This is a genomic window from Victivallis lenta (genome assembly GCF_009695545.1).
In the GTDB taxonomy this organism is placed as follows: domain Bacteria; phylum Verrucomicrobiota; class Lentisphaeria; order Victivallales; family Victivallaceae; genus Victivallis; species Victivallis lenta.
Genome location: NZ_VUNS01000005.1, coordinates 80,446 through 102,710 on the forward strand (window position 1 = coordinate 80,446; position 22,265 = coordinate 102,710).

Consider the following 22,265-nt stretch of genomic DNA (forward strand, 5'->3'; position numbering starts at 1 on the left):
ATATGCATGACTATAATGAGATCATCGGCCGCTATGAAGATGAACTGCTGAACCGCGTCACTCCGTTCTGGGCGGAACGCGCCGTCGACCGGGAGAACGGCGGTTTCTTCAACTCGCTCGACCGGGAGGGCAACTGCTTCGATACGGCGAAGAGCATCGCGATGCAGTGGCGGAACGTCTATATGTTCGCCGCGCTGTACAACTCCGAATATTCGAAGGACGAGTATCTGGAGCTGGCCCGGTTCGGCTTCGATTTCTGCTGGAGGACGCGCCGTCCCGACGACGGCGGCTATCCGGCCATGACCAACGCCGCCGGCACTCCGCTCATGCCCGGCAGGGGCGGATTCATGGGGACGATGATTTTCGTCTATGCCGGGTGCGCCTGCGCCGAGCTGTTCCGCGCCACCGGGGAGGAGCGCTTCCGCGAGGAGGCGCGCAGCTGCTTCACGAATTACCTGGCAGGGCTGAAGGAATCCGAGCACTTTTCGCGTTCGGAGCTGTTTCCGCCGATGCGCCGCCGCGGCTGCTACATGCATCTCTGCCATCTCTGCCGCACGATGCTGGTCTGCGGCTGCGAATTCGACGACAAGGTCCGGACCGCGCTGGAGATGACCTTTGAGATCATTCCGCGCTTCTACTGTCCCGAAGCCGGCCGCTGGCTTGAGAGCGTGCCGACCGACGGCGGCTTCCGGCTCGAGAGTTCTCTGTTCCGCACGGTGATTCCGGGACACGATTTCGAGACGATGTGGTTTCTTATCCAGGGGGCGGAGCTGGCCGGGAACCGGGAGATTCTCGACCGGGTGCCGGAGTGGACGCTGCGGATTTTCGACTACACCACCGACCGGAAGAACGGCGGGCTCTTCTACTATATGGATGCGCTGGACAAACCGGTCTGGGACGGACGCGATATGGTCAAGGGATGGTGGACGCACAACGAAGCGCTGCTGGCGGCCGCCTTCTCCTACCGGATCTCGGGCGACGAACGGCTGTTTGAGCGCTTCCGGGAGGTCGACGAGTGGAGCTGGAGGCATTTCCGCGATCCCGATTACCCGGAGTGGTTCGGCCTGGTCAACTACGACGGCACGGTGAGCAACGGCTTCAAGGGGTCGCCGTCGAAGACTTTCTTCCACCTGCCGCGCGCGCTCTACAACTGCATTCAGGTGTTTAAAGCGCTTGCGAAATAAAGCGCGATCCTTGTCGCGGTTTGCCGGCCGCTGAAAAAAAACGCGCCCGGTTCCGTCTGGGAACCGGGCGCGTTCGGCGTTATTTCAGCCTACTCCATGTCGACGAGGACATAGAGCCAGGCGTCTTTGCAGTTCTGCAGCGATTTCGAGAAGGTCCAGTCCGGCTGGTTGCCGGGCTGGTTGCCGATGCCGACGTCGGAAGAGGCTCCGGCCGAGAAGTTGTTGTAGGCGAAAACGGTCTGCTTCTCGGTGAAGTTGTGGATCTGCATCGAACCGTAGCCGGGGTCGTCGCCGGTTCTCCGGTCACCGAAATCGAAGGTCTGCTCCGAAGCTCCCGGGATGCCTGCGGCATTCTGCTGCGCGTAGTTGCTCGACCAGAATTCGATGTTGCCCTCCGCGAACGAACCGGTTTTGACCTTGTCCGTGTTGGATTTGACTTCGAGGTTGCTGATCTTCTTCTGGAAGACGGCGCCGGTTGACTTGACCGGGACGCCGAGTTTCGCGACGTTCGGGTCGAACGCATCCATCGCGGCATAGACCCAGTTCTCCCGGCCGCTCTTGTCGGTCAGCACCATGAGATAACCGACCTTTTTCGCTTTCCCGGCCAGGAGATCGCTGTTGTCCGCGGCGTACCGGACCCGGGTCCGGTCGCCGAAGCCGGAACCGCTCCTGAGGTCGTAAGCGTAGGCGAGACGCATCGAGGCAGCTTCGGGAACACGGGCTTTGACCGCGTCGAGATACTTCGTGTCGTCGCGCGGAACTTCGTTGACGAAGACGTACAGCGTCGCCTTTTCGCAGTTCTTCGCGTTGGCGGAGAAGGTCCAGTCCGGATTGCCGGAGGGCTGGTTGCCGATGCCGATATCCGCATTGCCGCCGGCCGAGAAGTTGTTGTAGGCGAAGATCGTCTGCCGGGCGCCGAAGTTGTGGATCTGCATCGAGCCGTAACCGATTTCGGGAGAGGTTTTCTCGTCGCCGAAGTCATATTTGTCGTTGGCCGCGCCCGGGATGCGGGCCTTGTTCTGGCCGCCGTAATTGTTCGGCCAGAATTCGATGTTGCCCTCTTTGATCCGGCCGGTCCGGACGCCGCTGACGTTGCTCAGCACGTTCAGGTTCTGAACCCGGGTCTGGAATGCGGCGCCGGAGGATTTGACCGGTACGCCGATCTGCCTGACGTTCGTGGTGAACGGGTCCATCGAGACGCAGACGAACTGCTTTTCGCCGTCCTTCTTCACGATTTCCGCCAGATAGGTGATCCGGGTGATTCTTCCCTTGATCGCGTCGCTGTTGTCGACGACGTAGTTGACTTTGGTTTTGTCGCCGAAGCCGGAGCCGCTTTTGAGGTCGTATTCGTAGACGAGCCTGCTGTTCGCCTTGTAGGCGGTGAGCAGTTCTTCGAAGGTCGGATTGTACGGAATCTGGAACGAGCCGAGCACCAGTCCGGCCTCGTTGGCAAGCTTGCCCTCGTTGGTTTCGTTCCACATATAACGCAGGCTCTTCGGTTCGGAAACCTTGTCGGAACTGACCGCGAGCCGGGTGCCGTCGATTTCTGCCCGGGCCGGGAAGAATTCGCAGTCCGCGCCGGCCACTTCGAAGAACGGGATCGTGTTTCCGGGCGCCTTCCAGCTTTCGACGAAATCGAAGTCGAGGATGAACTTATTGCCCTCGACGCGGGAGCTCTTGAGGCGCGGCGAATCCGCCTTGATGTCGCTGCGGCCGTAGTCGCGGTTCAGCGCAAGGTAGGCGAGACGTTTGCCGACGATCTCCTTGTCGGCCGGATGGATGTCGCGGACGTTGTGAACGGCGTCGCTGATGATCGCCATGCCGGCATCTTTTTCGCCGTCCGCGAACGCCTGCTGCGCTTCGCGGAGCTGCGGCAGCATGGTCGGGTCGCCGTTGTTGTAGGTGTAGGGCGCAAGCTGGACGAAGTAGAGCTTCAGTCCGGGATTCCGGAACACCTGCTTCCAGCCGTTCAGCAGCGCCTGCATCTTGCTCTTGTAAAGCATCTTGTCGCCGAGGTTCGATTCGCCCTGATACCAGATTGCGCCGCGGACCGCATAGGGGACGAAACCGTAGAGCATCTTATTGTAGAGCACGGTCGGGTCCTGATGGCGCCCGAACGGCTTCTGCTCGGCCGGGAAAGCGGGCGGCTGCGGCGGCTGTTCGCCCTTCGCGATCGCGTCCTTGTAGGCGGCGAGCCAGTTGCTGTAATCCGCGATGACCTTGTCGCTGACTTCCTTATGGGTCTTCGTGCCGGGAATCTTCGCATTCACGCTTCTGGCGATGTTTGCGACCTCGGGAACCGAATTGAACCCCTCCGGCGGCGTCCACGGTTCAATCCGGGTTCCGCCCCAGTAGGCGCCGAGGATGCCGATCGGCACGTCGAGCTCCTTCAGCAGCTCGCGGCCGAAGAAGAAGGCCGTGGCGCTGGCTCTTTCGAGTTCGGCTCCCGGCACCGCCTGATTCCATTTGACCGGCTCCTTTTCGGACGGGGTCGTGCTCCACTGGCGCGGCATGTTCGTAAAGCGCAGCAGCGGCAGGTTCGTGCGGTCGGCAACCTCCTTGCCGGTGCCGTTCGCGTTGCGGTGGCGGTAGTGTTCTCCGCCGCCCCAGAGCGGCATCTCCATATTGGACTGGCCGCTGGCGATCCAGACTTCACCGACGAGGATGTTTTTGGCGTTCACGCTGTTTGTCGGGCCCGAGGCCTCGAGCGTGCGGTTCTCCTTGCTGGCGGCGAGGGGAGAGAGCTTCACCATCCACTTGCCGTCGTCTCCGGCGGTGGTCGTCTTCGTCTGATCGGCGAACTTCACCGTGACGCTTTCGCCGGGGTCGGCGAAGCCCCAGACCGGGACTTCCACATCGCGCTGCAGAACCGCGTTGTCCGAAAAGACCGGCGCGAGTTCGACTTTCGCTTCGGCTGCAAGCCCGCCCAGAATGAGCGCGGCGGCCGGAAGCGTTCGCATCCACATGCTTCTAAACATTCCTGTCCTCCCCTGTTCGAGTACTGTTTTTCAGTATCTCCAGTTTGAAATATTCGAATCCGGCATCGGGGTCGAAGGCGCCGACTACTTTGCCGAACTTGAAAATCACGAGTTTGCCGTTCCTGCTGCCGGCGACGCCGAGATCCGCGTCGCGCGCCTCGCCGGGGCCGTTGACCGCGCAGCCCATCACGGCGACTTTGCGCAGCTTGATGTCATGCCCCGACTCCTTGATGTCGGCGACGAGCTCTTCGACCTTCTCGGCGAGTCCGATCAGGTCGATTTCGGTGCGGCCGCAGGTCGGGCAGGAGATGATTTCGGGCATCGCGTCGCGGAGTCCGCACGCTTCGAGAATCCGCCGCCCGGCGATAACTTCCTCGGCCGGATCTCCGGTCAGGCTGACCCGGAGCGTGTCGCCGATTCCCTCCATCAGGAGCGTGCCGATGCCGACTGCGGATTTGATGACGCCGCGCGCCGGCGTCCCGGCTTCGGTGACGCCGATGTGGAGCGGATAATCCGTCCGGGCCGCGAATTTGCGGTACGCCGCGACGGTGACCGGCACGCTTGACGATTTCAGTGCCGCCTTGATCTGTGTGACGCCGAAGCTTTCGAGCAGCCGGCACTGCTCGAGGGCGCTGTCGACGAGCGCTTCGGCGACGGCCTCGTCGCGGCTCATGCCGCGGCTCTGGTACCGGCGCACGAGGGCGGTGCGGACGCTGCCGGAATTCGCGCCGACCCGGATCGGGATTCCGCGCTCAACGGCGAGGGCCGCCACCTGTTCGAGGCCGCCTTCGTCGTTCAGATTGCCGGGGTTGAGCCGGATGGCGTCGGCGCCGTTCTCCATCGCGGCCAGCGCGAGGCGGTAGTCGAAATGGATGTCGGCGACGACCGGAATCGGGCTCTCCGCCCGGATGGCCCGGATTGCCGCGGCCGCCGCCGGGTCCGGAACCGCGACCCGGATGATCTGGCAGCCGAGCCGGTGCAGCGCCCGGATCTGGTTCAGCGTCGCGGCGGCGTCGCGCGTATCGGTGTTGGTCATCGACTGGATCGATACCGGGCTGTCGCCGCCGACCGCCACAGCGCCGACCCGGATGAGCCGGCTATTTCGACGTGACGCTGCCATCGGCCGCCTCCGCTTTTGCCCCTGCCGAGTTTTCCGCGGCGGCTGCCGCCGGCTGCGGCGTATCGGCATCGACGGAAATCAGGCCGGTGTTGCGCAGCAGCCGGCGCCCGTCGGAGAATGTGACGTAGACCATGAGGCCGATCAGGAGCACGACGAACACGGTGGACAGCCCTTTGATCACCACGGTCGGCAGCGGCCGCCGGAAGATGATCTCGATCAGTCCGAAGGTGATGTGTCCGCCGTCGAGCACCGGCAGCGGGAACAGGTTGAAGATCGCCAGCGCGAACGAGATGATGACCATGAAATAGACCGCGCTCACGAACGACGAGTGGCGAACCGACGTGAAGAGCACCATGCCCATGCCGAGCGGCCCGGACATGTGGCTCGGTTTGAGCGAGCTGGTCTGTTCGGTGAGCCCGAGTTTGTTGCCGAGCCCGACCAGAATGCCGATCAGCGATTTCCGGCTCATCTCGAAAGTGTTGTAGAATTGCTGGAGCGGCGTCGGGTGATCGAGCATCGCAAGCTCCGCGCCGATCGTGTGCGGATAGATCATCAGCGGGGAAACGGTCACCTCGAGCGTCTTCCCGTCGCGTTCGAGTTCGATTGTGGAGGGCTCTCCCTTCCGGGCGGCGAGGGCCGTAAGGAAGGTGTCGTAATCCGGCACCGCAGCTCCGTTGAGCTTCCTGATCCGGTCTCCGGCCAGGATTCCGGCTTTTTCGGCCGGATAGCCCGCCTCGGTTCCGATGACGACGAGTCCGTCTTCCGTCGCGGCGGGATTGAAGCGGACGCCGATGCGGTAGATGCTGTATTGTTCGGCCAGGTCCCTGAGCGGCGCGGGCAGGACGGAGAGCTCGACTGTCTCCTTGCCGCGGCGCAGCGTCAGCGCAACCGGTTTCCCCTCGCTGCCGGAGATGTCGATTTCCGCCTGATAAGCGGCGAAATCCGACACCGGTTCGCCGTTGACGGCGACCAGCACGTCGCCTTCCTTCACGCCGGCTTTCTCGGCCGGAGAACCGGGCGCCGGATGCATGTCGATCGGAATCAGCACGGAAAAGAACGGCCAGGCGATTTTTTCCGCCTTGAGCTGACGGGGCGCGTTCGGGTTTTCAGCCGGGACGTACGAGATCTTCACCGGCTTGCCGTCCCGGATCACATCCAGTTCGACCGCGCCGACCGTGAACAGGATCTTGTTGAGGATGATTTCCCGCCAGGTCGCGAAGAACGGTTCTCCGTTGATCTTGACGATCCGGTCGCCGGGGCGCAGCCCCGCCTGCCACTCCGGCCCCGCCTCATCGACGGTCAGGACGGAGAGCTCGCGCATTTTCGGCGTGTCCTGCGGCAGCCCGACCCACCAGACGAAACAGGCGATCAGCAGCCCGGAGAGAATGTTGAAGAGCGGCCCGGCCACAGCCGTGATGATCCGGTCGAGCGGTTTGGCGCGCGGCAGCTCCGTGCCGTCCGCCGCTTTCGGGATCGCGTCGGTCGCGTCGACCTGCGGCAGCTCGACGTAGCCGCCGAACGGAAGCCAGCCGAGCCGGTACTCCACACCGTTGATTTTCTTCCGCCAGAACGGTTTGAAACCGAGCGAAAACGCATCGATGTGCAGCCCGCGCCATTTGGCGGCGAGGAAGTGCCCGAGCTCGTGCGAAAAGATGCAGAATCCGATGGCCACAAAGACGAAGACCACGGAAAGTATGTCAAGAATCCAATCCATATTGATGCAGTACCTCTCTGGTTATGAAAAAACGCACCGAAGGCGCGCCTTCTGTTTGAAATATATGTATCATAGCATAACTGTTTTCTTATCTTTTTTCAAGTCGGGAGCATGGTTTTTATCGTGATTTTCCGGCCGGAACGATCCGGTAGAGGGCGGTCGCGCCGGGTTTTTCATGCAGGAATGCGTCCCAGCCGGTTTTTTCCGGCTCCCCGGCGATGCCGCCGGCAAGGTAGTAACGGTAGAGGATATCATTTTCCGTGACGGGAGTGCAGAGCCAGAAATTCAGAAACAGGCACTCCTGCCCGGCAGAAAGAATCCGCAGCAGCTTTTTCGCTTCCGGCTCCGGCAGCGGGCGGATGAAGGCGAGGAACGGGGTTCCTGTGGCCGGCGGCCCGTCCAGCTCTTCGAGCCCGTACAGCATGCCGTGCATGGCATCGAGTTCGACCGGAATGCCCGGGACGGAGAGGGGGATTTTCGTCTCCGCTCCGGAGGACGTGCTGCCGGTCATGGAACCGTCCCGGCTGACCACGAGCAGTTTCCGCTCCGCGTGGCCGGGCGGCAGCGGCGCGATGCGGCGGAGCTGTTCGCGGTAGCTTTCGGGCGCGTTGTTCCACGCCAGCGGATTCGAGTCGTTGGCCGGAAAGACGACCGTGATCTCCGGCGGCAGCTCCCGGATGGTCCGGTGGATCGCATACCAGTCCGGATACGGCTGCCGGTAAGCCGCGGCCAGCGCGGCCAGAGCGGCCGGCACGAAACATGCGGCCAGGTATTTCCGGCCGCCCGGAAAACGGCGCAGCAGCAGGTCGATTCCGTATCCGGCCGTGAGCGCGGTCGCCGCCGCCAGCGGCAGGTACGTGCGCGGCGGACCGGCATTGAATGCGACCGCCGACACTGTCAGGCAACCCCAGAGCCAGAGCAGCGGCCGGCTGCGGCGGAAGCCGAGCAGCAATGCGGTCAGCGCTCCGAACAGGACGGGGTACGGCAGATTCTGCCCGGCCGTATCGATCAGGAACGAAAAGAGGTCGCCGAACGAATCGATCGGACTGCCCCAGCTGCGGTTCGCCTCGAAGCTTTTGAGGTTGACCAGCACCCAGATCAGGGACCCGGCGCCGGCGGCCGCCAGAGAAAACGCCGCCGGGAGGCGGTTCCGGTAATCCTTCCGGCACCGGTACAGCCCGGCGCTTCCGATGGCCGCGAGATAGAAGGCGGAGGTCGGCAGCGTCAGCATCGCCCCCGCCGCGCCGAGCAGGATTCCGGCGCATCCCGCGACGGGGCGTCTCCGCGCCGCGAACAGTCCGGCGGTGAACACCAGCAGAAAGAAGAGCTGCAGCGAATAGCCGCGCGCCTGCTGCGAGTAGAACACGGCCTGCGGCAGGACGGCGACGAAGAACATGCTCCAGAGCGCGGCGCTCCGGCGCTTCCAGAGCCCGAACGCCGCGGCGCCCGCCAGCGGCACGGCCAGCACCCCGGCGAGGAACGGCACGAGCCGGATCCACTGCGGCGCGCCGCCGGAGAAGGCGGTCAGCTTGACGGCCAGAGAGTTCAGCGGATGGTTGTTGGGCAGCGCAAGCTCGGTGAAAATGACCTTGAGAGAGGCGGACGCATAGTTTTCCAGCGTCCAGATTTCATCGTATTCGAGTGCCGCGTCGAGCCGGAAGAGCCGGAACAGCGCGGCGAGCCCGGTCAGCCCGAGAATGAGGAGGCAGAACCGCTTTTTCCGGCGGTTCATCGGAGTCCCGCCGCATAGGCGCGCGCCCAGGCGTCTGCGACCCGGATGGTCTGGAAGTCGGATTGCGGCTCGACCTCGTGCGCGCTCATGGTCTTTTCGATGATCCGCCAGATCGCCGGGAACCTGATTTCGCCGCGCCGGAATTTGTCGACGGCGACCTCGTTCGCCGCATTCATGACGCCGGGCAGCGTGCCGCCGCGCTTCATCGCCTCCTCGGCGAAGACGAGCGCCGGATAGCGCCCCGGCTCCGGGAGCTGGAGCTCGAGTCCGAGCCGGGTGGAGAAATCGAGCGCGGGCAGGTTCGTCGCCGCACGTTCCGGATACGTGAAGGCATAGGTGATCGCAAACCGCATGTCGGGCCTCGACAACTGGGCGATCAGGCTCGAATCGTTCAGCTCGACCATCGAGTGAATGACCGATTGCGGGTGGATCAGTACCCGGACCTGCTCCGGCTCGACCCGGAACAGATGGCGCGCTTCGACCATTTCGAGCGCTTTGTTCATCATCGACGCGGAGTCGATGGTCACTTTCGCCCCCATATTCCAGGTCGGATGGGCGAGGGCGTCCTCCACCGTCGCGGCGGCGAGGCGCTCGCGCGGCCAGGTGCGGAAAGCGCCGCCCGAGGCGGTCAGGTAGAGATTCCTGATTTCCCGGTGCTTCCGCCCGGCGAGGCACTGGAAGATCGCCGAGTGCTCGCTGTCCACCGGGATCAGTTCGGCCGAGGGATTGGCCGCGAGCTCACGCTCGATGATCTCTCCCGCGAGCACGAGCACCTCCTTGCTGGCGAGCGCGACCCGCTTCCCGGCCCGAAGCGCGGCGATGACCGGCTCGAGCCCGGCGGTTCCGACGATGGCGCAGAGCACGATGTCGGTCTGCGGGGCTGTGACGAGTTCGTGGACCTTTTCCATCCCCCCCGCCGCCTTCAGGTCCGGCGGAAGGAGTTCCGCGAGCTCTCCGGCCCGGGCCGGATCGGTGGTGACCGTCCACTCCGGACGGAATTCCGCCGCCTGCGCGGCGAGCTCCGCAAGATTGTTCCGGGCCACGAGCCCGACTACATGGAAACGTTTCGGCAGCGCGGCCAGCGCGGCGCGCGCGCTTCTGCCGATCGAGCCGGTTGCTCCGAGTATGACTACGCCTTTCCGCATTACCGCGACTCCGCCAGAATGGTTACCGGGCCGTCGTTCCGGATCGAAACGAGCATTTCGGCCCCGAATCTGCCGGTCGCGACCCGCACGCCGTATCCGCGGCAGAGCTCGACGAATTTCTCGTAGAGCGGGATCGCGACTTCCGGCCGCGCCGCCTCGGTAAAGGAGGGACGCCGCCCGTGCGACGCATCGCCGTACAGCGTGAACTGCGAGATGATGAGCGCTTCGCCGCCGACATCCAGCAGCGAACGGTTCATCTTGCCCGCGTCGTCCTCGAAAATCCTCAGATTCATACATTTTTCGGCCAGGAACGCCGCATCCTTCTCCGTGTCGGAGTGGGTCACGCCGAGCAGGATGACGAGGCCTTTGCCGATCTCGCCGATCCGTTCGCCCGCGACGTCGACGCTTCCGGCCGCCGCCCTCTGTACCAGAGCCCTCATCGGATCAGCCGGGTGAACTCGTTCCGGGTCGCCAGCTCGCGCCGGAACGAACCGACCATCGAGCTCGTGGTCATGACCGAATGCTGTTTCTCGACGCCGCGCATCTGCATGCAGAGGTGCTGCGCCTCGACGACGACGCCGACGCCTTCCGCACCGAGGATCTTCATCAGCGCTTCGGAGACCTGCTTGGTCAGCCGCTCCTGCACCTGGAGCCTCCGCGCGAACATGTCGACGATGCGCGCCACCTTGCTGACGCCGATGATCTTCCCCTTCGGAATGTAGCCGACATGGCATTTGCCGAAAAACGGCAGCATGTGGTGTTCGCAGAGGCTGAAGAACTCGATGTCGCGCACGATGACCATGTCATCGGACTCGGCTTCGAACAGTGCTCCGTTGACCACCTCCTCCAGCGTCTGGCCGTAGCCGCGCGTCAGGAAGCGCAGGCTTTTCTCCACCCGCTTCGGCGTATCGAGCAACCCCTCGCGCGACGGGTCTTCGCCCATCTCGACGAGAATGTCATGAATCTGCTGCTGCATCTGTCCGCTCTCTCCTTACAGCACTCCGGCGGCGGCCTTGAGCCAGGCGTCCGCCATAAGCTGATGTCCGCGGGGCGTCGGGTGGACGCCGTCGCCGAGAATTTTCGCCGGGTCGCCGGCCTTTTCCGCCGCCGCCGACAGGACGCTCTGGAACGGGACGAACACGGCGCCGTATTCGTCCGCCAGCGATTTGACTGCCGCGCGGCGCTGATCCATCTCCTGCACCCACTCCGGCGTCACGACGCCGGTTTCGAGCACGAACGGCTCGCAGAGCACGAGTTTGCAGTCCGGGAGCTTCTCCCGGGTCCAGTCGATCAGTTTCCGGTAGAACCCGGCGTAGCGCGGCACCTCGACTCCGTTCCGGTACATGAACTCATGCCAGGTGTCGTTGACGCCGATCAGGATCGACAGCACGTCCGGATTCAGGTTCAGCGCGTCGATTTTCCAACGCGCGTAGAGATCCACCACCCGGTTCCCGCTGATGCCGCGGTTCACGGTTTCGATCTCCTCGCCGAGACGGTCGGCCCAGAGCCGCGCCGTGATGAAATACGGATAACCGACGCCGAGATTCCCGTCCGGATCACCGCTCGATGTGCGGCCGCAATCCGTGACCGAATCCCCCTGAAACAAAATCAATTTGCCCATGATTCCAGAAAAATTCCTTTAATTCAACATAACCTGTCCGCCGGTGACCGGAATTGCCTGGCCGGTTTCGTAGGACTGGCAGACCGCGTAGATGATCGCCTTCGCCACGTCCGACGGGAAGCAGCCGCGATGCATCGGGATCTGTTTTTCGTAATGCAGCTTCACGTCCGCCACCGTCCTGGCGCCCGGAACCTTGCCGCTCTTCAGGTACTGCACGAAGAGGCCGCGCTCGGGATCCGACCAGAGCGGACCGTCGAAGAAATTGCCGGGGCAGACGCTGTTGACCTTGATCCGGTCCGAAACCAGCTCCAGCGCAAAGCTCTGCGTGAGACCGACCGTGCCGAACTTGCTGCCGGCGTAGGCGCCGTTGCGGTTGCTGCCGACGAGCCCGCTCTTCGAGTTGACCTGGACGATGTCGGTCCAGCCGTTGCAGCAGGCGTTCTGGCGCGCCATCACGTCGGAGACATGCTTGACGCAGAGGAAATAGCCGGTGTAGTTCACATTGGTCACGAAATCCCAGTCGCGCTTTTCGAACGTGCGGACCGAGCCGGCCTTGAGGACTCCCGCGTTCGCCACGAAGAGGTCGATTCCGCCGTAGGACAGCACGACCGAGCGGACCATCTCCGCCACGGACGCCTCGTCCGCGATGTTGACCGCCACGGCGGAGGCTCCGCCCGCAGCCTTCAGCTTTTCGGCTGCTGCTTTCGCGCCCTCGACATTCATGTCGGCGATGACGACCGTGGCCCCCTCGGCGGCCAGTTCCTCGGCGATGCCGTAGCCGAAGCCCTGTGCTCCGCCGGTCACGACCGCGACCTTGCCGGAGAGCCGGATGTTCGCGCCGCCCGCAACCTTCTTGCGGTACGACTCGGCCTCCCAGTTTTCGATGAAGCTTCGCCCGGCGTCGGAGAGGTTGCGCGGGCCGCCGAATGCCTCGGTCAGCTGCTGCACGAGCGCGCCGTCCCGGGCGAGAAGCGCGACCGTTTCGGCCCCTTTGCCGTTTTTGCCGGCGCAGAAGACCGCTCTGCCGGGCACTTCGACCACGAGCGGCTTGTAACCGTTTTTATCTTCGAACGCGCGGATTTCGGCCTCGGTCGGGTCGTCGGTGACGAGCGAGTACGATTTCGCATAGACGATATGATCGGGCGTAAACGGCCCGCGCGCGGTGCGGAAGGGCGGCAGCACCTTGATTGTCAGGGGCGTTTCGCCGTCGCCGAGCCGGCCGCGCAGCTGCGGGGCGGTTTCGAAGGCGAACGCTTCGTCGAGCTCTCCGAAACCGGTGAGCCGGGTCGGGATTCCGGCCTTCTCGTAGGCTTCGCGCAGCGTGGACATGATCCGGCCGTACGCGGCATCGATCTCCTGCGCGGTATTGCCGCCGACGAAAACGCCGTGGTTCTGCAGGAAGATCATCGAAACCGGCTTGCCGTGCTCCTTTTCGTACTGCACGCTCGCGTCGTAAACCGTCTTGGCCAGGATGAAGCCCGGATCGGTTTCGGGAATCCAGAGCGCGTCCGGGAACAGCCGCCCGCACTCCTTTTTTCCGTTCTTCGAGCAGGTCAAGCCGTTGACCATGGCCGGATGCAGATGCACGATGTAGGTGAACGGCATGAGCTCATGCAGCGGCGCTTCGACCGACGGACGGCGCGCGGCGGCATCGGCGGCCGCGAAGGCCATGAGTTTCGTCACCATCGCTTCGCGCTCGACGTTGTCCGCGTAGCCGGAGAGGGAGAATACCTTGCGGATCGTCTCACGCTCCATCCTGACGAAATCGGATTCCCTGATCTCCGCGAGGGCGACGCCGCTCGGCTTCACATAGAGATATTTTTCGTCCTTGTACGAAGTGTTTCCGCCGCCGGCCAGAACGAAGGAGGGGTCGGCGCCGTAACGGTTGGAGAGGTCGCGAATCGTGGTGAGTGACATATCTGAAAATCCCTTTTCTTCCCTGGAAATCTGTCAAAAGAACGAATCTGCCGAACGAACGGCGGCTCCCGGCCGGGAGCCGCCGGCGACCGTTTCCGGTCAGCTGCGCTTCGAGAGCACATCCTTTTCGTAGGTCTTGACCTCGTCGATCCACGCCATGCCCGGAACGTTGTTTCGCGTGCAGTACTCCTCCCACACGGCGGCGAACGGGAGGGTCTTGGCCTCTTCCATCCAGGCGAGGCGGCTGCCCTTGTCGCCGGACTTTTCGGCCTTCTTCAGAATGGCGGCCGGCTCGGTCAGCGCCATCAGGAGCGCCTTCGACATGTTGCGCGCGCCGATCGTCCAGGCCATGACCCGGTTGATCGAGGCGTCGAAGTAGTCGAGACCGATGTGGACCCGCTTGTCGTAGTTGTGGCGGACGATCTCCTCGGCGATGGCGCGGAGTTCCTCGGTCATGGTGACGACGTGGTCGCTGTCCCAGCGGACGCCGCGGCTCACGTGCAGCAGGATCTCGTCGAAATAGAGCAGCGTGCTCGTGATCTTGTCGGAGATGACTTCGGTCGGGTGGAAATGCCCGGCATCGAGGCAGAGCAGCTTGCCGTTCTTCATCGCATAACCCATGTAGAACTCATGCGAACCGACCGTGCAGCTCTCGGCGCCGATGCCGAAGAGCTTGCATTCGACCGCATCGCGGTTGTAGCGCGGATTGCATTCGACCGAGAAGATCTTGTCGAGCGAATCGGCCAGCCGTTCACGCGGGGCGAGGCGGTCGAACGGGGTGTCCTTGAAGCCGTCCGGCACCCAGAAGTTCGTGATGCAGGTGCTGCGCAGCTTCCTGCCGAACGCCTCGGCGATGGCGCGGCAGGCGATGCCGTGCTCGACCCAGAACTTCCGCACGCCCGCGTCGGGGCTCGACAGCGTGAGGCCGTCCTTCATCATCGGATGCGAAAAGTACGACGGGTTGAAATCGAGGCCGAGGCCGTTCTCCTTCGCCCAGTCCATCCAGCGCGCGAAGTGTTTCGGCTCGAGCTCGTTGCGCTTGACCGGCCTGCCGTCGGTCTCGGCGTAGATCGAATGGAGGTTCAGCCGCTTTTTGCCCGGAATCAGCGAGAGCGTCTTTTCGAGGTCGGCGCGGAGCTCGTCGGCGTTCCGCGCGCGGCCCGGATAGTTGCCGGTCACGGCGAGGCCGCCGTCGAGGGCGGTGCTGTTTTCGAAGCCGGCGACGTCGTCGCCCTGCCAGCAGTGAAGGCTGATCGGAATCTGGTCGAGCCGGTTGAACGCCGCTTCGACATCGACGCCGAGATCGGCATAGACTTTTTTCGCCGCATCAAACATGGAAGCCATACTCATTCTCCTTAGTTCTGTTTCTGAGCATTGCAGGTCTTTGTTCCGGGTAATATAACACGCGGGCGGAAGAGTGCAAGCCTTCCGCGCCGCAATTACGATTCAAAATTCGGAAAGAAACCGAGATACCAGCGCAGGAGCTTTTCGCCCGCGAACATCCATGCGAAGCAGCCGAAGGCGAGGAACGGTCCGAGCGGAACCGTGACGCGGGAGAGTTTCCGCCTGCTGCGGAACGCGCGGAATACGCCGTAGAGCGATCCGAGCAGCGACCCGGCCAGCACCGCGAAACAGGCTCCCGGCAGACCGAGCAGGATTCCGGCGGCCGTGACGAATTTGACGTCGCCCCAGCCGAGCACCTCGCGCCCGGAAACGGCGCGCCCGACGATCGCGAAGAGAGCGAGCGCTCCCCCCGCCGCCGCTCCGGAGATCAGCGCGTATGCGCCGGAGAGCAAATGGTTCGACACTCCCCACACCGACGGGAACGCCGCCGACGCGGCGAGCCCGAACAGGATTGCCGGGTATGTCGTCGCATCCGGAATCAGCCGGTGTTCGAAGTCGATCCAGATCGTGGTGATGCAGAGCAGCGTCATTGTGAAATAGAGCAGCAGCGTGAACGGCGGCTGCTGCGTCGCGCCGACCTTGAAAAGCAGCAGCGCGAAGAGGATTCCGGTCAGCGCCTCGACGATCACGTAGCGCGGTGAAATCGGAGCTTTGCAGCTGCGGCAGCGGCCGCGCAGCGCAAGATAGCTGACCACCGGGATGTTGTCGAACCAGCGGATCGGCGTGCCGCACTTCGGGCAGTGCGACGGAGCGGTGACGATCGATTCGCCGAGCGGCATGCGCCAGATGCAGACATTCAGGAAGCTGCCGAGGCAGCTTCCGAAGAGAAAGCTCGAGAACACGAAGAACCAGACGACGTAATCGTCCGAAAATCCGGCGCGCGTCCACCAGTAATAGTTGGAGCCGTCGGTCAGCCGCAGCAGATTCAGCATGATGAATTCCCCTCCATGCCGGCGCGCATCGCATCGATGGGAGCCGCGAGCCCGGTCCAGATTTCAAATGATTTCGCCCCCTGGTAGAGCAGCATCGCCGCCCCGCCCGCCGCCGGCAGCCCCGCCTGCCGGGCTTTGCGGAGCACCGGGGTGTCGAGATAGATCGTGTCGAAGACCGCCATGCGCAGCCCGGGCCGCAGCAGGCCGAGGTCGAACGGCGCGGGGTCGGTTTCGCGCAGCCCGAGGCTGGTGGCCTGAATCAGGAAATCCGTGGCGGCGAACCAGCGCGCGAGCGTATCGCTGTCGGAGGGGAGGGCGGTTTCGACCGCGAGACCCGGATTCGCCGCGCGGAGTTTTTCCGCAAGCTCTTCCGCCTTGGAGAGCGTCCGGTTGGCGAGGCGGATCGTCCGGACTCCGCGCTCCGCCAGGTGAAAGCTCGTCGCATGGGCCGCGCCGCCGCAGCCGATGAAGCAGACTTCGGCGCCGGCGAGCGGCCGGCCGAAGTTCGTTTCGAGCGCCATTTCAAGGCCGTACCCGTCCGTGCTGGTTCCGGCCAGCGTGCCGTCCTCCCGGACCGTCACGGTGTTGACGCTCGACGCGGCGAGCGCCTTCGGGTCGACCTCGTCGAGGTACGGGATGATCGCGGACTTGTGCGGAACCGTGCAGTTGAACCCGGCCAGTGTGCGGCGGGCCTCTTCGACGAAGGCGCCGAGCTCCCCGGGCCGGACGTGCCGCTTGACGTAGGGGGAGCCGAGACGGTAATGTTCGAAGGCGGCGTTCTGCATCCCGGGGGAACGGCTGTGTCCGACGGGATCTCCGATGACAGCGTAGTTTCTCATTGAATTTTATCGTTCGAGACTGGATTTTTGTTCATTGTGGCGTTAATATACATGATATCGATGATTATGGCAACAGCCGGAATAAGAAAAATATAGATTAACCCAATCGAGAGAGTGAAATGAGAAGAAACTGGATGGCGGTGTTCGTCTGCGGTCTGTTCATCCTTCTGGCCGCGGGCGGCTGCGAGGCGTTCAAAGAGGCATGGGAGGAGGCGATGGACCCGGAGGCCGAAACCACGGATAATCCGAACAGCCCCGAATTCAAACGCAAATACGTCGTGCACCTGAATGCGATCGTCAAATATCCGCGCGCCGGGGAGCTCGAGCGCGAAATCAACACCTTCGACGGCAAGACCATCTGGATCAACACGAACCAGCTGTTCAGCAGCAAGAACATCAGGGATGCGAAGGCGGTTGCGCGCCCGGGCAATCCGGAGATTTTCGACCTGCAGTTCAAGGTTGACCGTTTCGGCAAACTGCAGTGGCAGCTGCTTTCGGGCAACCACAACGACGAGCCGGTCGCGCTCGTGGTCGACGGCGTCTACTTCGCAAGCTTCTATCCGGAGCCGGCCGACGACGATGCGAGCTCGTGGGTCACGCTGCGGGTCGGCATCAATCCGGTCACGGCGCGCGGCATCGCCCGCAACGCGAAGAAGAACTACACGAACCTGAATCCGGATACGAGCAGCTGGTTCTGATGCGGAGCCGGGTCCGATGAGCAGAACGAAACACGGTTTCCCGTATCAGGCGGGAGTCATCGATGTCGGGGCGCATTCGACCCGGCTCGATCTGTTCGAGGTGGCTTCCGGCGGGAAGATCACGCTTCTGGAGAGCCTTTCCCGCACCGTCAACCTCGGTTACGACGTTTTCCGCCACGGTTCGGTCTCCCCCGGCAACCTTTCGACGCTCGGGGAGATCATGGCCGATTTTTCGCGCAAGCTCGCCGAGTACCGCGTCCGCAGCTGCCGGGTGGTGGCCACGAGCGCGATCCGCGAGGCATTCAACCGCGAGCTGGTCGTCAACCGGATCCGCAGCGTATCGAACCTCACGCTCGAAATCCTCGAGAGCCAGGAGGAGACCCGCATCTCGTTCCTTTCCATGCGCGATGCGCTCCGGAAGAGTCTGCCGTTCGACGAGCTCTCCGGCATCTGTCTCGTGGTCGGCACCGGTTCGCTGCTGGTCAGCTGGTTCGAGGGCGGGCTCATGCGGTTTTCGGAGGCGGTTCCGCTCGGAACCAGCCGGCTGGTGGACGCATTCGGGCGCTCGGCGTTTTCGATCGAGCAGATCATGGAGACGCTGCGTTCGCAGGATATCAGGCAGCGGCTGCGGGAGAGCGTCGGGCTCGATCCGTCGCGCCCGGTCGCACTGGTCGCCATGGGCGCATCGGTCCGGCACCTGGCCGGCGGCTGCGCCGGCGAGAGCGCCGAAGGCGGCGGGGATGAACTGATCGAGCTGCCGCGCGAGGCGATCGTCCGCGCGGTCGATTACGCCGTCACGGCGGAACCGGCCGCGCTCGCGTCGGAGTTCAAGGTCTCCGAGCCGGTCGCCGGCAGCATCGCGGCCTGCGCCGGAATTCTCAGCTATTTTCTCGATGAATTCAACTGCGAAAGCTTTATCTGCCCCGGCACGACGACCCGCATCGCGCTGATTCAGGACCTGGTCAGACGCAGCCGCGGCGGCGGGCCGGACCCGTTTCACGACGACCTTGCCGCCATCTGCGGCGCGATCGGGCATAAGTACGGCTACGACGCCTGCCATGCCGGGCATGTCGCCCGGATCAGCCTCGCCATTCAGGAGAAGCTGCGGCGGAATTTCGATTTTGCTCCGCGTTCGCCGGTTCTGCTCGAAGTGGCCGCGTATCTGCACGACATCGGCCGTTTCGTCGACACCCGGCAGCATCACAAGCACTCGTGTTATCTGATCGGCAATCTGCAGCTGCCGGGGGTCTCCGAGGCGGAGCTCCGGGTGATCGCCGCAGTGGCGCGTTACCACCGCAAGGCCGCGCCGCGGGAGTCGCATATGGAGTACATGCAGCTTTCGGCGGAGGAGAAGGTTTCGGTGCTGAAGCTCTCCGCGATCCTCCGTGTGGCGGACGCGCTCGACTGTACGCGGCAGGGGCGGTTCGAACGCATGCGGCTGCTCCGCCGCGGCCACACACTGGTGATTCAGGTGCCGGATTCGGGCAGTTTCCGGCAGGAGCGGCTCTATCTCGAGCTGAAGGGCGGGATGTTCAATGAAGTGTTCGGTTTGGATTTGAAGATTGAGGAAACGCCGCTTATATCATGAAGAAGGTACAGGAGAAAAACAGTGATCCCGCGGACAGCGGGCTCTTCATCAGCCGCGAACTTTCGTGGATTGATTTCAATGCGCGGGTGCTGGACGAGGCCGGATGCGCCGCAAACCCGGTGCTCGAACGGCTGAAGTTCATCGCGATCTTCAGCAGCAACCTCGACGAGTTTTTCATGGTGAGGATCGCCGGGCTGCGGCAGCTGGTCAAGATGGGGCAGGATCTGCCGGACCCGGCCGGGAACCGCCCCTCCGAACAGCTCGCGCGGATGCGGAAGAAGCTTGACCGGCTGCTCAAGCGGCAGCACGACTGCCTGATGGATGAAATCCTGCCGGAGCTCGGGCGCCGCGGCGTGAAGCTGGTCAGGCCGGCCGATGTCGCCGCACCCGTGCGCGCGGAGCTGTCGAGCTATTTCCGCGGGCAGGTGCTGCCGGTCCTGACGCCGCTCGCGGTCGATTCGGCCCATCCGTTCCCGATCCTGAATTCGGGATCGATCGAGATTGCCGTCAGCATGCGTCCGGCCGGGCGCAGCGAACTCGTATACGCCTTCGTCGAGGTTCCGGAGCTCCTGCCGCGCTTCATCGAGGTGCCGGACAACCAGCCCGGCCGCAGCTTCATGCTGCTCGAAGAGCTGATCATGGACAACCTCGGCACGCTGTTCACCGGCTGCGGAATCGAAGAGTATTTTCCGTTCCGCATTACGCGCGACATGGATTTTTCGGTCGAGGACAACGACGCCGAAGACCTCATGCAGAGCATCGAGAAGAAGCTCCTGCAGCGGCGTCACCGCGAGCCGATCCGCATCGAGCTCATCGCCGGCAGCCGCGGGCCGCTCGTGAAATGGCTGGCGAAGGAGTTCCGGCTCGACGAACAGTTCTGGTACTTCGTGCGCGGGCCGCTGCACCTGAAGCAGTTCTTCGAGCTGGTCGGCAAGGCGCGGCTGCCGGAACTGCTCGAACCGGCCTGGCCTCCGGTCATGCCGCCGGAATTCTCCGAACAGTCCGTCTTCGAAACGATTTCGCAGTACGGCAGCGTGCTGATCGCGCCGCCGTTCCACTCCTTCAACCCGATCATCCGTTTCCTGGAGGAGGCAGCGGAGGATCCGGAGGTGCTCGCCATCAAGCAGACGCTCTACCGGGTCAGCGGCAACTCCCCCGTGGTCCGGGCGCTGCGGCGCGCGGCCGAGAACGGCAAGCAGGTCACGGTCGTGGTTGAGCTGAAGGCCCGTTTCGACGAGGGGAACAACATCGTCTGGGCGCGGCTGCTCGAGGAGTCCGGCGCGCACGTCGTCTACGGCGTGGCCGGTCTCAAGGTCCACTGCAAGGCGCTCCTGGTCGTGCGCCGCGAGGACGGCGGCATCCGCCGCTACGCGCATCTGGCGACCGGCAACTACAACGACAAGACGGCCGCCATCTACACCGACATGGGCATCATGACCGGCGACCCGGACCTCTGCTTCGATGTGGCGAATCTGTTCAACGTCCTGACCGGCTATTCGTCGCCGCCGGCCTCGTGGCGCAAGATTGCGGCTTCTCCGTTCGATATGCGGCGGCGGGTTTCGGGGCTGATCGAGCGTGAGATCGCGCACTCAACCCCCGAGCGTCCGGGCCGGATCATTGCGAAGATGAACAGCCTTTCGGATGAAAAGATCGTCCGGCTCCTGCACAAAGCCGCCGACGCCGGGGTCGAAATCGATCTTATCGTGCGCGGCATCTGCTGTTACAAACCGAAGCCGGGTCAGGAGAATGCGCGGGTCACGAGCATCGTCGACCGTTATCTCGAGCACACGCGGCTCTTCTATTTTGAGAACGGCGGCGACCCCGAATTCTATCTGGCCAGCGCCGACTGGATGTACCGGAATCTCGACCGCCGGGTAGAGCTCCTGTTTCCGGTCGAGGACGAGCGAATCCGCGAAATCTGCCTGCGGCTGCTCGAATTCCAGCTTGCCGACACGGACAAGGGGCGGCATCTGCTCGGCTCCGGCGTTTATACGCGGCCGAAGCTCGAACGCCATACCGATGCGCGCAGCCAGTACAACAGTTATCGTTTCCTGAAAGCGCTGGCCGAACGTGAAAAGCGGCGGGCGACCGGAGATGCACTGAAGGTCTACACGAGCCCGGAACGTCCGGTCCCCTCATTCGGCGACCTCTCCGGGGACGACGCGGCGGAGGACGAGAGCGGAGAATGAGTTTCGAACCGAGAATCCGTCCCTACCGTCCCGGCGACGAGACGGCGGTGGCGCAGGTCGCGGCCGAGTGTTTCGACCGTTTTATCCGTCCGCTTTATTCGGAGCGGGGAGTCCGCAGTTTTGCCGCCTACATTTACCCGGAGGCCGTGGCGAAGCGCCAGAGCATCGATTGCCGGATGTTCGTCGCCGATCTCGACGGTGAAATCGCCGGGCTGATCGAGATGCGCGGTTCCGGCCATATTTCGATGCTGTTCGTGAAGCCGGAATTTCAGAACTGCGGAATTGCGACGCGGCTCTTCGAGCGGGCGCTGCGGACGGCGGCGAAGCTCGATCCGGGGTTGGCCGAAGTGACCGTCTTTTCGGCGCCCGGCGCGGTGGAGGTCTATCGCCATTGGGGATTCGTCGAAACCGGTCCCAAGACCGAGGCGGACGGCATCCGCTTCTTTCCGATGAGGCTCCCGCTGTGAGCGGCAGGAGCTGCGATTATTCGCCGGGAGAGGAGCGGTTGAACGTCCTGACCCATGCCGCCGGCGCGGTTCTCGCGCTGGGCGGCATGGCGCTCGTGCCGTTCGTCGTGCCGGAGCACGGCGTCAGGCGGGTCGCCGCCTTCGCCGTCTACCTGCTGGCGCTTTTCGGCATGTACCTCGCTTCGAGCTGCTACCATGCGGCGCGGACTCCGGAACGCAAGGCGCTGCTGCGCCGGTTCGACCATGCAGCGATCTACCTGCTGATCGCCGGGACCTACACGCCGGTCATGCTGCTGGCCGTGGGCGGTTCGCTCGGCATTGCGATCCTCGCGGCGGTCTGGATGATCGGATTGGCCGGGATCGTGATCAAATGCTTTTCCAGGCACCGGTTCGGGCGCTGGTCGCTGATTCTTTATCTGGCGATGGGGTGGCTCGGCATCATTGCCGTCCGGCAGATGTTCGCCGGCATGGGCGCGCTTTCGTTCGGACTGCTGCTGGCCGGCGGGGTCGTCTATTCGCTCGGCGCGTTTTTCTACGCCTCCGGGCGGCCGTACTGTCATGCGGCCTGGCACCTCTTCGTGCTCGGCGGCAGCACGCTGCACTACTTTGCGGTGCTTCTGCTGCCGTGAGACAGAAGACACGCGGCATTCTTCCGCGTGTCCCGCCGGTTTCGGCCGGCTTGCCGCATCGCGGAAACCTCGCGTTTCGGGGAGCTCCGTTCCCGGTTCAACTGCAGA

18 protein-coding genes are annotated in these 22,265 nt (G+C 63.6%); 6 read left to right on the forward strand and 12 right to left on the reverse strand.

Annotation, left to right across the window (positions count from 1 at the left end):
- Positions 1-2 precede the first annotated feature (2 nt).
- A complete protein-coding gene (locus FYJ85_RS06710) occupies positions 3-1,184 on the forward strand; it encodes an AGE family epimerase/isomerase (RefSeq protein ID WP_106052363.1) in 1,182 nt (393 codons plus the stop codon).
- Between the two features lie 89 nt (positions 1,185-1,273).
- On the opposite strand, the gene FYJ85_RS06715 is transcribed toward FYJ85_RS06710, so the two are convergent.
- The 12 genes from FYJ85_RS06715 to FYJ85_RS06770 all read right to left on the reverse strand — a co-directional run bounded on the left by FYJ85_RS06715 (position 1,274) and on the right by FYJ85_RS06770 (position 16,586).
- Complete coding sequence (locus tag FYJ85_RS06715) at positions 1,274-4,162, reverse strand: sialate O-acetylesterase (RefSeq protein WP_154417448.1); 2,889 nt, start codon at positions 4,160-4,162, stop codon at positions 1,274-1,276.
- Positions 4,155-5,282, reverse strand: a complete 1,128-nt coding sequence (ispG, locus tag FYJ85_RS06720) for a flavodoxin-dependent (E)-4-hydroxy-3-methylbut-2-enyl-diphosphate synthase (RefSeq protein WP_206213005.1) — start codon at positions 5,280-5,282, stop codon at positions 4,155-4,157. The genes FYJ85_RS06715 and ispG overlap by 8 nt, the downstream gene beginning before the upstream one ends.
- Entirely contained in the window at positions 5,260-6,996 is a 1,737-nt protein-coding gene (locus tag FYJ85_RS06725) for a site-2 protease family protein (RefSeq protein ID WP_154417452.1), read from the reverse strand. The genes ispG and FYJ85_RS06725 overlap by 23 nt, the downstream gene beginning before the upstream one ends.
- Positions 6,997-7,114: 118 nt before the next feature.
- The gene (locus tag FYJ85_RS06730; protein ID WP_154417454.1) at positions 7,115-8,728 is read right to left on the reverse strand and encodes a phospholipid carrier-dependent glycosyltransferase; all 1,614 of its coding nucleotides are present in this window, start codon (positions 8,726-8,728) and stop codon (positions 7,115-7,117) included.
- On the reverse strand, positions 8,725-9,873 hold the full coding sequence (gene dxr / locus FYJ85_RS06735) for a 1-deoxy-D-xylulose-5-phosphate reductoisomerase (RefSeq protein WP_154417456.1): 1,149 nt from the start codon (positions 9,871-9,873) through the stop codon (positions 8,725-8,727). The genes FYJ85_RS06730 and dxr overlap by 4 nt, the downstream gene beginning before the upstream one ends.
- On the reverse strand, positions 9,873-10,313 hold the full coding sequence (gene dtd / locus FYJ85_RS06740; RefSeq protein ID WP_106052352.1) for a D-aminoacyl-tRNA deacylase: 441 nt from the start codon (positions 10,311-10,313) through the stop codon (positions 9,873-9,875). The genes dxr and dtd overlap by 1 nt, the downstream gene beginning before the upstream one ends.
- Complete coding sequence (gene folE / locus FYJ85_RS06745; protein ID WP_106052351.1) at positions 10,310-10,849, reverse strand: GTP cyclohydrolase I FolE; 540 nt, start codon at positions 10,847-10,849, stop codon at positions 10,310-10,312. The genes dtd and folE overlap by 4 nt, the downstream gene beginning before the upstream one ends.
- Positions 10,850-10,864: 15 nt before the next feature.
- The gene (locus FYJ85_RS06750; RefSeq protein ID WP_106052350.1) at positions 10,865-11,494 is read right to left on the reverse strand and encodes an SGNH/GDSL hydrolase family protein; all 630 of its coding nucleotides are present in this window, start codon (positions 11,492-11,494) and stop codon (positions 10,865-10,867) included.
- Positions 11,495-11,512: 18 nt separating this feature from the next.
- A complete protein-coding gene (locus tag FYJ85_RS06755; protein WP_106052348.1) occupies positions 11,513-13,411 on the reverse strand; it encodes an SDR family NAD(P)-dependent oxidoreductase in 1,899 nt (632 codons plus the stop codon).
- Between the two features lie 99 nt (positions 13,412-13,510).
- Positions 13,511-14,755, reverse strand: coding sequence for an L-rhamnose isomerase (locus tag FYJ85_RS06760; protein ID WP_235903132.1), 1,245 nt, complete (start codon positions 14,753-14,755; stop codon positions 13,511-13,513).
- Between the two features lie 95 nt (positions 14,756-14,850).
- A complete protein-coding gene (locus FYJ85_RS06765) occupies positions 14,851-15,747 on the reverse strand; it encodes a prepilin peptidase (RefSeq protein ID WP_106052345.1) in 897 nt (298 codons plus the stop codon).
- A complete protein-coding gene (locus FYJ85_RS06770) occupies positions 15,741-16,586 on the reverse strand; it encodes a shikimate dehydrogenase family protein (protein ID WP_106052343.1) in 846 nt (281 codons plus the stop codon). Before FYJ85_RS06770 ends, FYJ85_RS06765 begins: the two co-directional genes overlap by 7 nt.
- 119 nt (positions 16,587-16,705) lie before the next feature.
- Here FYJ85_RS06770 and FYJ85_RS06775 point away from each other — a divergent pair, with 119 nt between their 5' ends.
- Genes FYJ85_RS06775 through trhA form a run of 5 tightly spaced genes read left to right on the forward strand, consistent with a single transcriptional unit; the run spans position 16,706 to position 22,157 of the window.
- Complete coding sequence (locus FYJ85_RS06775; RefSeq protein WP_154417460.1) at positions 16,706-17,284, forward strand: hypothetical protein; 579 nt, start codon at positions 16,706-16,708, stop codon at positions 17,282-17,284.
- 16 nt (positions 17,285-17,300) lie between these two features.
- Positions 17,301-18,872 carry a Ppx/GppA phosphatase family protein gene (locus FYJ85_RS06780; RefSeq protein WP_154417462.1) on the forward strand — a complete coding sequence of 524 codons (1,572 nt, stop codon included), beginning with the start codon at positions 17,301-17,303 and terminating at the stop codon, positions 18,870-18,872.
- Entirely contained in the window at positions 18,869-21,061 is a 2,193-nt protein-coding gene (gene ppk1, locus FYJ85_RS06785; protein ID WP_106052337.1) for a polyphosphate kinase 1, read from the forward strand. Before FYJ85_RS06780 ends, ppk1 begins: the two co-directional genes overlap by 4 nt.
- Positions 21,058-21,528, forward strand: coding sequence for a GNAT family N-acetyltransferase (locus FYJ85_RS06790; RefSeq protein ID WP_154417464.1), 471 nt, complete (start codon positions 21,058-21,060; stop codon positions 21,526-21,528). The genes ppk1 and FYJ85_RS06790 overlap by 4 nt, the downstream gene beginning before the upstream one ends.
- Positions 21,525-22,157: a PAQR family membrane homeostasis protein TrhA gene (gene trhA, locus FYJ85_RS06795; RefSeq protein WP_158703767.1), complete on the forward strand. Its 633-nt coding sequence runs from the start codon at positions 21,525-21,527 to the stop codon at positions 22,155-22,157. Before FYJ85_RS06790 ends, trhA begins: the two co-directional genes overlap by 4 nt.
- The last annotated feature ends 108 nt before the right edge of the window (positions 22,158-22,265 follow it).